The organism is Bacillus sp. FSL H8-0492 (assembly GCF_038006145.1).
Classification (GTDB): Bacteria; Bacillota; Bacilli; order Bacillales; family Bacillaceae_G; genus Bacillus_A; species Bacillus_A mycoides.
The window spans coordinates 5,056,272-5,068,754 of the sequence record NZ_JBBOUP010000001.1; the positions used below are offsets into that span (position 1 = coordinate 5,056,272).

At 33.7% G+C, this 12,483-nt stretch carries 12 protein-coding genes; all 12 read right to left on the reverse strand.

Annotation, left to right across the window (positions count from 1 at the left end):
• Nucleotides 1–3: 3 nt before the first annotated feature.
• Nucleotides 4–675, reverse strand: coding sequence for a response regulator transcription factor (locus tag MHH66_RS26185; RefSeq protein ID WP_078184856.1), 672 nt, complete (start codon nt 673–675; stop codon nt 4–6).
• A 112-nt stretch (nt 676–787) separates the two neighbouring features.
• Nucleotides 788–1,618, reverse strand: coding sequence for an SGNH/GDSL hydrolase family protein (locus MHH66_RS26190; protein ID WP_078184857.1), 831 nt, complete (start codon nt 1,616–1,618; stop codon nt 788–790).
• A gap of 99 nt (nt 1,619–1,717) precedes the next feature.
• Nucleotides 1,718–2,626: a polyisoprenyl-teichoic acid--peptidoglycan teichoic acid transferase TagU gene (tagU, locus tag MHH66_RS26195; protein WP_078184858.1), complete on the reverse strand. Its 909-nt coding sequence runs from the start codon at nt 2,624–2,626 to the stop codon at nt 1,718–1,720.
• A 170-nt stretch (nt 2,627–2,796) separates the two neighbouring features.
• Nucleotides 2,797–3,822: an SDR family NAD(P)-dependent oxidoreductase gene (locus MHH66_RS26200; protein WP_078184859.1), complete on the reverse strand. Its 1,026-nt coding sequence runs from the start codon at nt 3,820–3,822 to the stop codon at nt 2,797–2,799.
• Complete coding sequence (locus tag MHH66_RS26205) at nt 3,800–5,173, reverse strand: UDP-glucose dehydrogenase family protein (RefSeq protein ID WP_078184860.1); 1,374 nt, start codon at nt 5,171–5,173, stop codon at nt 3,800–3,802. The genes MHH66_RS26200 and MHH66_RS26205 overlap by 23 nt, the downstream gene beginning before the upstream one ends.
• Nucleotides 5,174–5,203: 30 nt before the next feature.
• Nucleotides 5,204–6,223 carry a dTDP-glucose 4,6-dehydratase gene (gene rfbB, locus MHH66_RS26210; RefSeq protein ID WP_078184861.1) on the reverse strand — a complete coding sequence of 340 codons (1,020 nt, stop codon included), beginning with the start codon at nt 6,221–6,223 and terminating at the stop codon, nt 5,204–5,206.
• A gap of 1 nt (nt 6,224) precedes the next feature.
• Entirely contained in the window at nt 6,225–7,079 is an 855-nt protein-coding gene (gene rfbD, locus MHH66_RS26215) for a dTDP-4-dehydrorhamnose reductase (protein ID WP_078184862.1), read from the reverse strand.
• Between the two features lie 4 nt (nt 7,080–7,083).
• Nucleotides 7,084–7,644: a dTDP-4-dehydrorhamnose 3,5-epimerase gene (gene rfbC, locus MHH66_RS26220; RefSeq protein ID WP_078184863.1), complete on the reverse strand. Its 561-nt coding sequence runs from the start codon at nt 7,642–7,644 to the stop codon at nt 7,084–7,086.
• Between the two features lie 15 nt (nt 7,645–7,659).
• Complete coding sequence (gene rfbA / locus MHH66_RS26225) at nt 7,660–8,538, reverse strand: glucose-1-phosphate thymidylyltransferase RfbA (RefSeq protein ID WP_078184864.1); 879 nt, start codon at nt 8,536–8,538, stop codon at nt 7,660–7,662.
• A 45-nt stretch (nt 8,539–8,583) separates the two neighbouring features.
• Nucleotides 8,584–9,990 carry a lipopolysaccharide biosynthesis protein gene (locus MHH66_RS26230; protein ID WP_078184865.1) on the reverse strand — a complete coding sequence of 469 codons (1,407 nt, stop codon included), beginning with the start codon at nt 9,988–9,990 and terminating at the stop codon, nt 8,584–8,586.
• A gap of 1 nt (nt 9,991) precedes the next feature.
• Nucleotides 9,992–11,308, reverse strand: a complete 1,317-nt coding sequence (locus MHH66_RS26235; protein ID WP_078184866.1) for an O-antigen polymerase — start codon at nt 11,306–11,308, stop codon at nt 9,992–9,994.
• A gap of 172 nt (nt 11,309–11,480) precedes the next feature.
• Complete coding sequence (locus MHH66_RS26240; RefSeq protein WP_078184867.1) at nt 11,481–12,467, reverse strand: glycosyltransferase; 987 nt, start codon at nt 12,465–12,467, stop codon at nt 11,481–11,483.
• Nucleotides 12,468–12,483 lie beyond the last annotated feature (16 nt).

The following is a 12,483-nucleotide window of genomic DNA, read 5'->3' on the forward strand; positions in this document are numbered from 1 at the left end:
CTTTTAGCAATCAAGCTTATAACCTACGCCATAAATTGTTTTAATATACTCTCCGCTATTCCCTAGTTTCTTTCGAAGCCTTTGCACCATAATATCAACCGCTCTCGTATTTCCGATATACTCAAACCCCCATACCTTCTCTAATAGCTCATCTCTCATGAATACACGCTGCGGATTCGAAACAAACAACTGACATAAATTAAACTCTCGGTACGTTAACTGAATCTCCTGTCCACTCACATGAAGCTTTCGTTCCTTTGGACAAATAAGTAAATCACCAGCCTCGATCACCTCATGATTTAAAGGAACCTCCTTCTTCGTCACGCGCCGCGCCATATTCTTCACCCGAAGAATAAGCTCCGCATAATTAAAAGGCTTCGTCACATAATCATCAGCTCCAAGCTGAAGACCAAGTAACTTATCATTCATCTGACTCTTCGCTGTCAACATAAGCACCGGAATATCACGCTCCTTCTCTCTGAATAAACGTAACAACTCATACCCATCCGTATCAGGAAGCATCACATCTAAAATAAGTACATCCGGCTGCTCATTCCATCTCTCTAAAGCTTCTCTCCCATCAGCCGCCGTCAATACTTCATACCCTTCCATCTCTAACTGCATCCGAATCAAATTACGAATACTCGATTCATCATCTACTACAAGTATTTTCATCATTCTCCTCCTTCCACCCTGTATTATAGTACAGTTTAGTATAGCAAAAATAAAACAAAAAAAGAGAGGGTATTGTCGAACATATTTTGTCGACGATACCCTCTCTCATTTATTATTTAGCCACAAAATAATCCGTTACATATTGTGCCCAAACTTCATGTCCCTTAGCACTTGGGAAACCGAACTCTGTTTGTAAGTACGGTAAAATCGCTTTCGTTGTTGCATCAGGCCAAGCTCCCCAATGATCAACATATGTATAACCATTTTGCGTCGCAAACTGTTTTAAAGCTTCAATCGCTTTCGGATAATTCTTCGCACCATACACTGGGTTTGATGGTTGAATCATAATTGTAGCGCCTTTTGCACTAGTAGAAAGTGCTTGCACAAACTTCTGTGTACTCGTTACAGAATTTCCATTACCAGTTTTTCCGTTGTCGGTAATAAATGGTGGTTCAAATAAAATTACATCCGGATTGTCTTTCGCAATCTCTTTATCGCGTTTATTCGCGATTAATTCCTCTGTACTTTCACCCTTATATTCCTTTACCGTCACATTCCATAAACCTTTACCGTAAGAAGCCTCTAAATTAGCAGTGAACTTAGCTACCCAAGCATCTTTTTCAGATGAAGAAGCTTCATCACCAACAATAACAAGATTTACTGCCTTCTTATCCTGAGCAGCTTTCTTTAACTTCTCTTTCACTGCATCAGGTAAGTTCTTCGCGTATGCTTCATTAAAAGATGACTTTGCATCTTGTTTTTTCTCTTCTTTTTTCTCTTCCTTCTTCGCTCCGCTATCTTTCACTTCAGCCTTTGTTTTCGTTACTTCACTCGTTTGCCCTGTTGCATTCGCAACTTTCTTATTCCAATACAATTTACCGCTCACAACCGAAGCAATAAACAATACAAAAATAAATAGGACAACTACTGCTTTCTTATTCATCGATTCACCTCATCTATTAATCTCACAATATATAATACTAATATAAATTTACGCAAAAATAAACCCAACTCCTTCCAAAGGGGTTGGGTTCAATAAACATTACTTCGTTAATTCAAGATGTGCTTTTAACTTGTTCGTTAAATCTTGCTTTGCTGCATCTGGAACATAGTAGTACCAAATACCATCAGCGGCTTTGTGACCGTCACCTGGGATTTGAATATCCTCACTGTTCTGCAGGCAATTTTTATAATTCTTTTGCATATCAAACATTTGATCTTGCGTTAAGTTTGTTTTCACGTTCTTTTGAATCGCTGTTAATACATCACCATAACTTGCTAGAGAAGAGAAGCTTGCACCTTTCTTAATAACAGCCTGCATTACTTGGCGTTGGCGCATTTGACGTCCGAAGTCACCGCGCGGATCCTCATAGCGCATACGTGTGAATGATAGTGCTTCTTCACCTGTTAAATGAATATTACCTTTAGCAAAATGATGACCATTTTGTGTAAACTCTAAATCATTATTTACATCTACACCACCGACTGCATCTACAATATCTTTAAATCCTTCCATGTTCACTTCAATGTAGTAATTGATAGGAACATTTAAGAATTTTTCTACTGTCGCTACAGACATATCAACGCCGCCAAATGCATAGGCATGATTGATTTTATCACTTTTACCTTTTCCAACGATTTCTGTATATGTATCACGAGGGATACTTACTGTTTTCATTGAATTATTTTTAGGGTTTAAAGTAATAACCATTAGAGAATCTGAACGGCCTTTATCTTCACCACGTTCATCCGCACCTAGTAATAGGATTGAAACTGGTTCAGATTTACTGATTTTTGCTTCTTGTTTATTATTTTTATCACGCTCTAAAGGTTTATGAACTTCATTTAATGTATTTGAGACTTTAGAATATACATTATAAGCGTATACTCCTCCACCTATAATTAGTACTCCTATGATTCCTAATATCCAAAATAGAATTTTCTTTTTCATTATTATAGACCTCTTCTTTCAATCATTCTGAATAAATCTCCAGATAATACAAATATCAATTTAGTCTATTATACTAGGAATGATATTCTATAACCAGTATATCAAAGCATATTCTATGCTTAAGTAACCTAAACCTTTGATGGCTTTTTTTCCCGAAAGCATAATTAATATTATTTTACTTTATAGTACTTTACATACCAATTAGCGAACTCCTGTAAGCCTTTTTCTATAGAAGTTTCAGGTTTAAAATCTACAGCCTTTTGTAATAAATCAGTCGATGCATAAGTAGCTGGTACATCTCCTGGTTTGATAGGCTCAAATACCTTTTCAAATGCTACTTCTCTTCCTAAAGCTTTACCTAGTGCTTTTTCTAACGTTTCTATAAACACCATTAGTTTTTCAGGATTATTATTTCCAATATTGAATACTTTATGTTCAACATCACCTTCAGGTGGATTACTTAAAAGACGTTGGATTCCTTCAACAATATCATCTATATAAGTAAAATCACGATATAAGTCATTTTCAAAATCACCATTATTAAATATCTTGATTGGCTCCCCAGCAAAATACTTATCAGTAAATCCAAAGTAAGCCATATCTGGACGCCCCATAGGACCATACACTGTAAAGAAACGTAGTCCAGTTGCAGGAATTTTGTACAAGTGACTATACGTATGTGCCATTAACTCATTTGATTTCTTAGTAGATGCATAAAGTGATACTGGATTGTCCACAAAATCTGTTTCCTCAAATGGCACCTTTTTATTAGCACCATAAACAGAACTAGATGATGCATATACAAGATGATCTACTGGATAATGTCTACACGCTTCAAGAATATTATAAAAACCAATAATATTACTTTGAATATATACATCTGGATTTTCAATTGAATATCTTACACCAGCTTGTGCGGCTAAGTTCACAACAATATTTGGCTTGTACTCTTCAAAAAGCTTAGTAATCGTATCCTTATCAGAAATATCGCCTTTAATAAAAGTAAATTTTTCATATGGCTTTAGCTGCTCCAAACGAGCATGTTTAAGATTCACATCATAATAGTCATTTATATTATCGATACCTATTACTTGGCAACCTTGTTCTAATAATTTCTTAGATAAGAAATATCCAACAAAACCTGCTGCTCCAGTAACAAGATATACTTTATCATTATCTAGAGGTTTGTAATTCAATATTATCCGACTCCCTCATACGTTCTCTACTTGTAGATTTTCTTCCGATAGAATGATACTCTATCCCAGCCTCTTGCATCGCTGGAACATCATAAATATTTCTTCCATCATATACTAGGGGTGTTCTCATTAACTTCTTATAATTTTCTGGAGTTAATTCTTTCACTTCTCCCCATTCTGTGAAAATAAAGCAGACGTTTGCACCTTTTAAAGCTTCTTCGACATTAGCAACATATGTAATATTGCCATTTTTATTTTTACCCTCTGGGTACACTTTAGCAAAGTTGTTTACACCTACTGGATCAAATGCATAAATATCTGCACCTTGCTCTAACAATAGAGGAATATTTTCTAGGGATGCAGCTTCTCTTAAATCGTCCGTACCAGGTTTAAATGTCAATCCTAATACTGCCACTTTAAGCCCATTAAAAGTAATTAATCTTTGGCCAGCTTTTTTATATAATAAAGTCTTTTGATCTTTATTTACATCAATTGTAGCCTTTACTGTTCTTAATTCATAACCATTTTGTCTCGCTAAATATTCTAATGCCTTTGTATCTTTAGGGAAGCATGACCCCCCAAAACCAATACCTGCATTTAAAAATTTACTTCCGATACGCTCATCAAAGCTCATGCCCTTTGCAACATCTTGAATATCTGCTCCGACCAACTCACATAGATTTGCAATATCATTCATGTAAGAGATTTTAAGGGCAAGAAAATCATTAGAAGCATACTTAATCATTTCAGCTGATCGTCTATTCACTGAAACGATAGGTAAATGAAATGGCTTATAAAGGTTCATTAACACTTCTTCAGCCCATTTACTTTCTGTACCAATGACAACTCTTTCTGCATATAACGTATCATGAACAGCAGAACCTTGCGCTAAAAACTCTGGATTTGATGCTACTTCTACTTTCACATCATTTACTAAAAAGTCCTGAATAAACTGCTCAACTTTATCATTTGTTCCAATTGGAACTGTAGATTTTACAACAACAAGGCAATCTTTTTCTACACTTTCAGCAATTTGTTTCGCAACAGTGGCAATATATGAAAGATTTGCAGAACCATCAGCTTGTTCTGGAGTCCCTACACCGATAAAAATTGCATCTGCATCTTTATATGCAGACCTATAATCCGTTGTATAACTAATTCGACCATCAGCATAATTTTTTTGCATTAATTTCTCTAAACCAGCTTCATAGATTGGTGAAATGCCTGATTTCATTAAATCTACTTTCTTTTCATCAATATCAACACAAGTTACTTGATGCCCAACTTCAGCAAAACATACACCTGCTACTAGACCAACATAACCTGTCCCTGCTACTGCTATTTTGTACATAATTGTGCCCTCTTTCCTTTATTAGGAGCCTTATATACTATATTGCTCCTTAAAATACTCCTGATATTCACCACTAATAATTTGTTCCCACCATTCTTTGTTATCTAAATACCATTGAATTGTTTGAGCAATTCCTGTCTCAAATGTGTAAGTTGGTTTCCAACCTAATTTTTCTAGTTTTGTAGGATCTATTGCATAACGCTTATCATGCCCTAAACGATCTTGAGTAAATTCAATTAAATCTTCTGATTTACCAAGCGTATCAATAATTGTCTTTACTACCTCTAGGTTTGTACGTTCATTATGGCCACCAACATTATATACTTCACCATTTACACCCTCATGCATAACTAAATCGATTGCAGCACAGTGATCAATAACGTGTAACCAGTCACGAATATTTTTACCATCTCCATATACAGGTACTTTTTCTTCATTTAATACACGTGAAATTGTTAATGGGATTAATTTTTCTGGAAAATGGAAAGGTCCATAATTATTTGAACAACGCGTAATATTAATTGGTAGTCCAAATGTTTCGTGATACGCTCTGACTAACATATCAGACGAAGCCTTACTCGCACTATATGGACTATTTGGTTGTAATGGTGTTTCTTCTGTAAAGAATGTAGTTGGATCAAAATCCAATTCACCGTATACTTCATCTGTTGATACATGAACAAATTTAGTAATATCATACTTTTTTGCAGCATCTAATAGTACTTGCGTTCCTAATACATTTGTATTAATAAATACTTCAGGCTCCGCAATGGAACGGTCCACATGACTCTCTGCAGCAAAATGTACAATATAATCAAAGTTTTCTTTTTCAAATAGATTATTTACTGCTTGACGGTCTACAATATCGACCTTAGCAAATGAATAATTGTCTTTCGCTTCAATATCCTTATGCTTTGTTAAATCCCCCGCATATGTCAATACATCTAAATTTACAATATGGTAATCTGGATATTTATTTACCATATACTGTACAAAATTTCCTCCGATAAAACCTGCTCCACCTGTTACTAATACTTTCTTTTTTTCCACCTTATTTCACCTCTTGTTGTAATTGCGTAATATAATGTTTTACCGCTTCTTGCCAAGCTGGTAATGGTTTAAATCCATTATCGATTAGTTTTTGTTTGGACATACGCGAATTTTTTGGACGTACCGCGCGAGTAGGGTACTCTTCTGTTGCAATACTATTTACCTTCACGTCTTTACCAGCAATCTCAAAGATCTCTTCTGCAAAATCAGCCCAACTACAAAATCCTTCATTTGTTGCATGGTATGTACCATACTTGTTGGTTACCACCATATCTATTAGCAAACGAGCTAAGTCATATGTATAAGTCGGTGAACCTATTTGATCTCCCACAACGTTCAGTTCATCACGTGTTTCACCTAAACGAAGCATTGTTTTAATAAAGTTGTTTCCGTTAATTCCAAATACCCATGAAATACGAACAATAAAATTGTTATCTATTAGACTTCTAACAACTTTTTCTCCCTCATACTTTGTTAAACCATAGTACCCAACCGGATTAGGTGCATCAGTTTCTACAAATGTATGAGTTCCTTCTCCATCAAATACATAATCTGTACTAATATAAACAAATTTAGCATTTAATTTTTCCGCTGCTGTAGCAAGGTAGTTTGTGCCGTCTACGTTAACATTCCAACAAAGGTCTTTATCATCTTCAGATTTATCAACAGCCGTGTATGCTGCGCAATGAATAATTGCATCTGGTTTTACGTTATCTACGAATTCGTAAACCGCAGATTCATTTGTAATATCTAAATCCTCTATTCCAATACCTTGCATTTCTAGTCCTTGCTTCTCTCCACGTTTTACTACGTCATATCCAAGCTGACCATTATAACCGGTTACTAAAATTTTCATTTTTTTACTCCCCGTATACAAAGTTAGTTTCTGCTTCTTTTAATGAAGGTGCTTTTTCATCCTTTTCAGATAATACTGGTTGAATTTCCATTGGCCACTCAACACCAATTTCAGCGTCGTTCCAAACAATGCCTCGATCACATTCAGGAGCATATAATTCATCAACTTTATACTGAACCTCAACATCATCTGTTAATGTCATAAATCCATGTGCAAATCCTTTTGGAACTAATAACTGTTTTTTATTTTCTGCACTTAGCTCAATACCGAACCATTGACCGTATGTAGGACTTCCCTTACGAATATCGACTGCTACATCAAATATTGATCCACGTGTACAACGCACAAGCTTAGTTTGTGCTTTAGGATTTAACTGATAGTGTAAACCACGAAGTGTTCCTTTTGTTGCAGAGAACGATTGATTATCTTGTACAAATTGCAAATCAATTCCTGCTTCTTTCATTGCTTTATCACTATATGTTTCCATAAACCAACCACGATGATCTCCAAAAACTGTTGGTTCAATTACTTTTACACCTAATAAAATTGTATCAATAACCTTCATTACGTTCACTCCAGATTAGTATTTAATGCTACCGTTTGCTACTTTTAATAAATATTGACCATAGCCATTTTTAGAGCACTGATCGCCTGATTCAATTAGAGTTTCTTTACTAATCCACCCATTAATATATCCAATCTCTTCAAGAGCTGCGATTTTAATTCCTTGATGGTCCTCAACTGTTTTTACAAAGTTAGTGGCATCCACAAGACTTTGATGTGTACCTGTATCTAACCATGTATAGCCACGACCTAGTAATTCAACATCTAATTCCCCACTATTTAAGTACGCCTCATTGATAGAAGTAATTTCTAATTCTCCACGCGCTGATGGCTTAACATTCTTTGCAATTTCAACCACACGATTATCATAGAAATACAACCCAGTGATTGCATAATTTGATTTTGGTTCCTCAGGCTTTTCTTCCACACTTAATACTTTCCCGTTCTGATCAAACTCAACTACACCAAAGCGCTCTGGATCATTTACATGGTATCCAAATACTGTAGCACCATTTTCTTTTTGTGCCGCATGCTGTAACATTTTGCGAAGCCCACTACCATAATAAATGTTATCTCCTAATACCATAGCAACAGAATCATCACCTATAAATTCTTCACCGATAATAAATGCCTGCGCTAAACCATCTGGGCTTGGTTGTACCTTATATTGAAGAGAAATACCAAATTGCGAACCATCACCTAACAAATCCTTAAATCTTGGTGTATCCTCCGGTGTTGAAATAATTAAAATTTCACGAATTCCAGCTAACATCAATGTTGATAGTGGATAGTAAATCATTGGTTTATCATAAATAGGAAGTAATTGTTTACTTGTAACCATTGTTAATGGGTATAGGCGAGTACCGCTGCCTCCCGCTAAAATTATACCTTTCATTTTTCTTACCTCTCTTTTCATTAATACTTCTCTCTAAAATAACATCTATCTTCTTAATTTTAGAGATACAGATATACATTGTTTTAATTTTTTATAGTTTATTATTAAGTAAATCATATAGACTCCAGTAAATATGAAAAATGCTGTTACTGGATTCAAATACCATGAACAAGCCATGAAAATTACAACTAGCATTACTTCTCCTATAATGCTACTAATAATATTTACATTCATAAGTTTTGCTAAATACAATTCTGAAATTATGCTTCTCACTGCTATTGAAACAACTAATGAAATAATAATAAAATGCATACTATTGAACAAATAACCGCCAATAAGACATAATATTATACTTAAAACCATGGATAGAATATTATTAATTAACAATCTTTTCTCTTTCCGTAACACCTTAAAATACGTATTGCAAAGTAATTGCATCTTCCCGTCAAATGTACATAAAGGAAGTAACAATGCTAGATATTGTAAACTTTCTTTATACTCTGGTAACCATAATCCTAATAAATATTTCATAGGGATATATCCCAAGAATATAATTGGTAAAAAGAACCCTAATATATTCCTAGTAATAAAGTAGATTTCTTTTAACCGCTCTTCATCTACTTGCCTTAATGCTGGAAACAGGACCATACTTACTTGAGCAATAAATACTAGAAAGAAGTTTGTTAAAGATAACGATAGGGATATCTTACCAAAAGCTGTTACTCCCCATATCTTATCTATTATCATTCGACCGTTTCCAAGAATAAGCATGCTAGAAATATTAGCTAATACCAAATTAATTCCAACTGATATATTAATCCACATTTCTTTAAGACTTTTTTTTGTACCATACCAGCTCGCCCAAACAATTTTCCTTCCAAGATACACACAATAAATAAATCCGAACAATTTACTAGATAAATATACAATGATAAACGGTTTAAAATCGTCAACACGAAACACTATTAGTATCATTATTGACGCCAATACAATAACACGATCAATAATAACGGATAATGAAAAGATTTTTGTTTGATTTACAGCTTGAAATATATAGCCCATAAATAGCGTAGCGTTTGATATAACTAAATAGATTGCCGCGAATATCAGTATAAACCTCCTGTTTGGGTCTTCCATAAAAATACTAGTTGCCACTATAACACTACACGAGAATACGGACTGAAATATCATTGAAAGTTTGAACTGAGTTCCTACTAGCGAATAATTTATATGCTCGTACTTCTCTCCACCCAATCTCAAATATATTCCATCATTTAGACCTAAATGGAAAAATCCTACATAGCCAACATAAAAAACATATAGCTGCCAATAACTATATTCTTCCACGCCCAAAAATTTCGGAACAATTAAAGACATTGTAATACTTAATAAGAGAGAAATACCCTGTGCCATAAAAGCATAAAATATATTTTTAATAATTTTATTTTTCATCTTATCTATTGTCCACTCCACTAAACTTAATAGATGTTAATTGACATTGCTGATTATATTGCAATATCTTTTGGTCATTATTCACTCTAACAACAAATAGGTTAGAATTAAAAAATAGCCAACCTACCACCAAGTGTTGAAGCCATGTTGAAAATAGTGAAATGTACTGATCCTGGAAAAATTGCATCACCAATGGATAAATCATTATAGAAAAGAAGAAAATGTTAATAGGTCTTTTAGATAACATTTTCCTGTAAAGAATACCGTGAAAAATCCCAACAAAAAACTGAACAAGTAATGCATATAACAACCCAAAATCTTTGAAGTAGTATTGATAAAAAGTATATACATTTGTACCTTGCTTATCGCTTATTGCAACGGTATCTTGTACTAACTCTTGTACCTCACCGGTTCCAAACAACTTGTTAAAAATAGCGTACAAAAATCGAAATGTATTTTGCCCATACAGATAGTCACTTGAGCTTGCAACCAATTTTTCAAATGCAACTAATGAACCTGACATGTATAATGCAAACTGGTTCATTAATAAACTTGAATAAGTATCATATTGAGTCAAATATGACACTTTCATGATGGCTATTACTGAGAAAAACACTAAAAATAAAATCAAAAAACGCATCGCATATTTTATCGTCTGCCTATTATTAAAGTTTTTACAAATTAAAAATGCAATTAACATTGGTAAAGTGGACATAAGTATTCCGTTCCTTGTCATTGTCAATGAAAGGTTTAGAATAGCTAACACAAACTGAATAATTAATATCTTTCGATAGTCCCTTTTCTGAACTTCCTGAATATTAAAATACATTATCAACATGCAAACTGCTAATATAATTATGATACTTCGGGCATAGATTAAATATCCTGGTATCACAAGCGTATCATTAGCTAGTCCCTGTCGTACACTCTGGTATATGCTTATTGTATAATGCCCCCTAACGTATACATAATGTATATAATATAAGTAGAGAGTTATTAGTGCTTCAAAGAATATTAATAACTTAAACATTACTGGTTTAAAAGCATAAATTTCTGTCGAAGTAACATATCGCCTTCCTAAATTTGTATTAGCCATTGCTAGTCCAAATCCAGCAATAAAAACGATTGCCCCTAGAATTATGTAAAAATACATAAAACTATTAGGTGACTCTAAGTAATCAGACATCGTAAGTCCGATAAAACTCAACATCCACGGTAAACAAAATAAAAAAGCTGGTGATAGCACATCTTTAAAAATATATAAAGATATAGCCGTAATCACAAGCATAATAAAAATATACATATATATATTTATCATAGAACCTCCCCTTTATAGCGCTTAAAACGAGAGATACATTACTTACGTGCTAAAGAGATTTCCAAATAATAAAACTAGTAGCACTACAGCTTGTGTATCATACTCTTTTCTATACGGATTCAAGATGTTATCATAATATCTTAGAACGCCATAATTCAATTTTTCGAGGCCCTTAATGCCGTTTCTTTAAAAACCAAAGAATCTTTCCCGCCCACTTATTAATTCCATAACAATATGCAAAATCGCCTATTAGCATTGAAACGCTCGAATAATAGTCCTTATATTTGATCAATTTAATATAATGAAATACATTCCTCGATGCAAGAAAAACACATCGCCTTTCTTGCATCTCCTTCGTTTTTAAAATTACACTTAACTTATCACTGGATAATTCACTAGTAGATTTATAATAATTTAATAAAGCTTCTAGCCATTGAATATTTTCCTTTATTGTGCGTATTCGCTTATCTGTATTTGCGGAACCAAATCCGATCCCTGCCGCTACCCCACTCGTATTACTATTATGAATGCGATACTTAATTACTCTTTTATCAATTAAATACATACCATCAAGAAGAGTTGCTAATCTGCAAGTCTGTGAATCGTGACTATAATTTTTAACATTCAGTTCTCTAATTATCTCTGCAACCTCTCTTGTCAAGCATAATGAACAACCTAATATAGTAATTGTATTAAAATTTTTAGCAAAAGGTATTTTTGTTACTACATTGGTATTATCCCCTAACGAATATCCATGTTTATTATTAAAAACCTCTCCATTTTCATCAATGGTCACTATATTACCCGCTAAACACTTGATTTTATCATTACTTTTAATTGCATTAGCCATACATTCAATTTTATCATTTAACCACACGTCATCTTGATCACAAAGAAATAAAATATCTCCTGTTGCTTTTTCCATTGCTTCAAGAAAATTTCTTTGCCAACCTTTATTCTCTTGATTCACAGAGAATATCCAATTCTTCAAATTGTGCTTTTCAATAAATTCATTAATAATTTGAGCTGTTTTATCAGTAGAACAATCATCACAGATAATTACTTCATTCGGAGGTTGTGTCTGTCCATATATAGAATTCAGTTGTTCATATACATATTTCTCACCGTTATAAGTCGTCATTACCACTGATACTTTCATTACTTATCCTCAATTC

Coding starts and splice junctions, on each gene's coding strand:
- rfbD (WP_078184862.1), bottom strand. CDS start 7,079: ATGAAAATTTTAGTAACCGGTTATAATGGTCAGCTTGGATATGACGTA.
- rfbA (WP_078184864.1), bottom strand. CDS start 8,538: ATGAAAGGTATAATTTTAGCGGGAGGCAGCGGTACTCGCCTATACCCA.
- MHH66_RS26235 (WP_078184866.1), bottom strand. CDS start 11,308: ATGATAAATATATATATGTATATTTTTATTATGCTTGTGATTACGGCT.
- MHH66_RS26240 (WP_078184867.1), bottom strand. CDS start 12,467: ATGAAAGTATCAGTGGTAATGACGACTTATAACGGTGAGAAATATGTA.
- MHH66_RS26190 (WP_078184857.1), bottom strand. CDS start 1,618: ATGAATAAGAAAGCAGTAGTTGTCCTATTTATTTTTGTATTGTTTATT.
- MHH66_RS26185 (WP_078184856.1), bottom strand. CDS start 675: ATGAAAATACTTGTAGTAGATGATGAATCGAGTATTCGTAATTTGATT.
- rfbC (WP_078184863.1), bottom strand. CDS start 7,644: ATGAAGGTTATTGATACAATTTTATTAGGTGTAAAAGTAATTGAACCA.
- tagU (WP_078184858.1), bottom strand. CDS start 2,626: ATGAAAAAGAAAATTCTATTTTGGATATTAGGAATCATAGGAGTACTA.
- MHH66_RS26205 (WP_078184860.1), bottom strand. CDS start 5,173: ATGTACAAAATAGCAGTAGCAGGGACAGGTTATGTTGGTCTAGTAGCA.
- MHH66_RS26230 (WP_078184865.1), bottom strand. CDS start 9,990: ATGAAAAATAAAATTATTAAAAATATATTTTATGCTTTTATGGCACAG.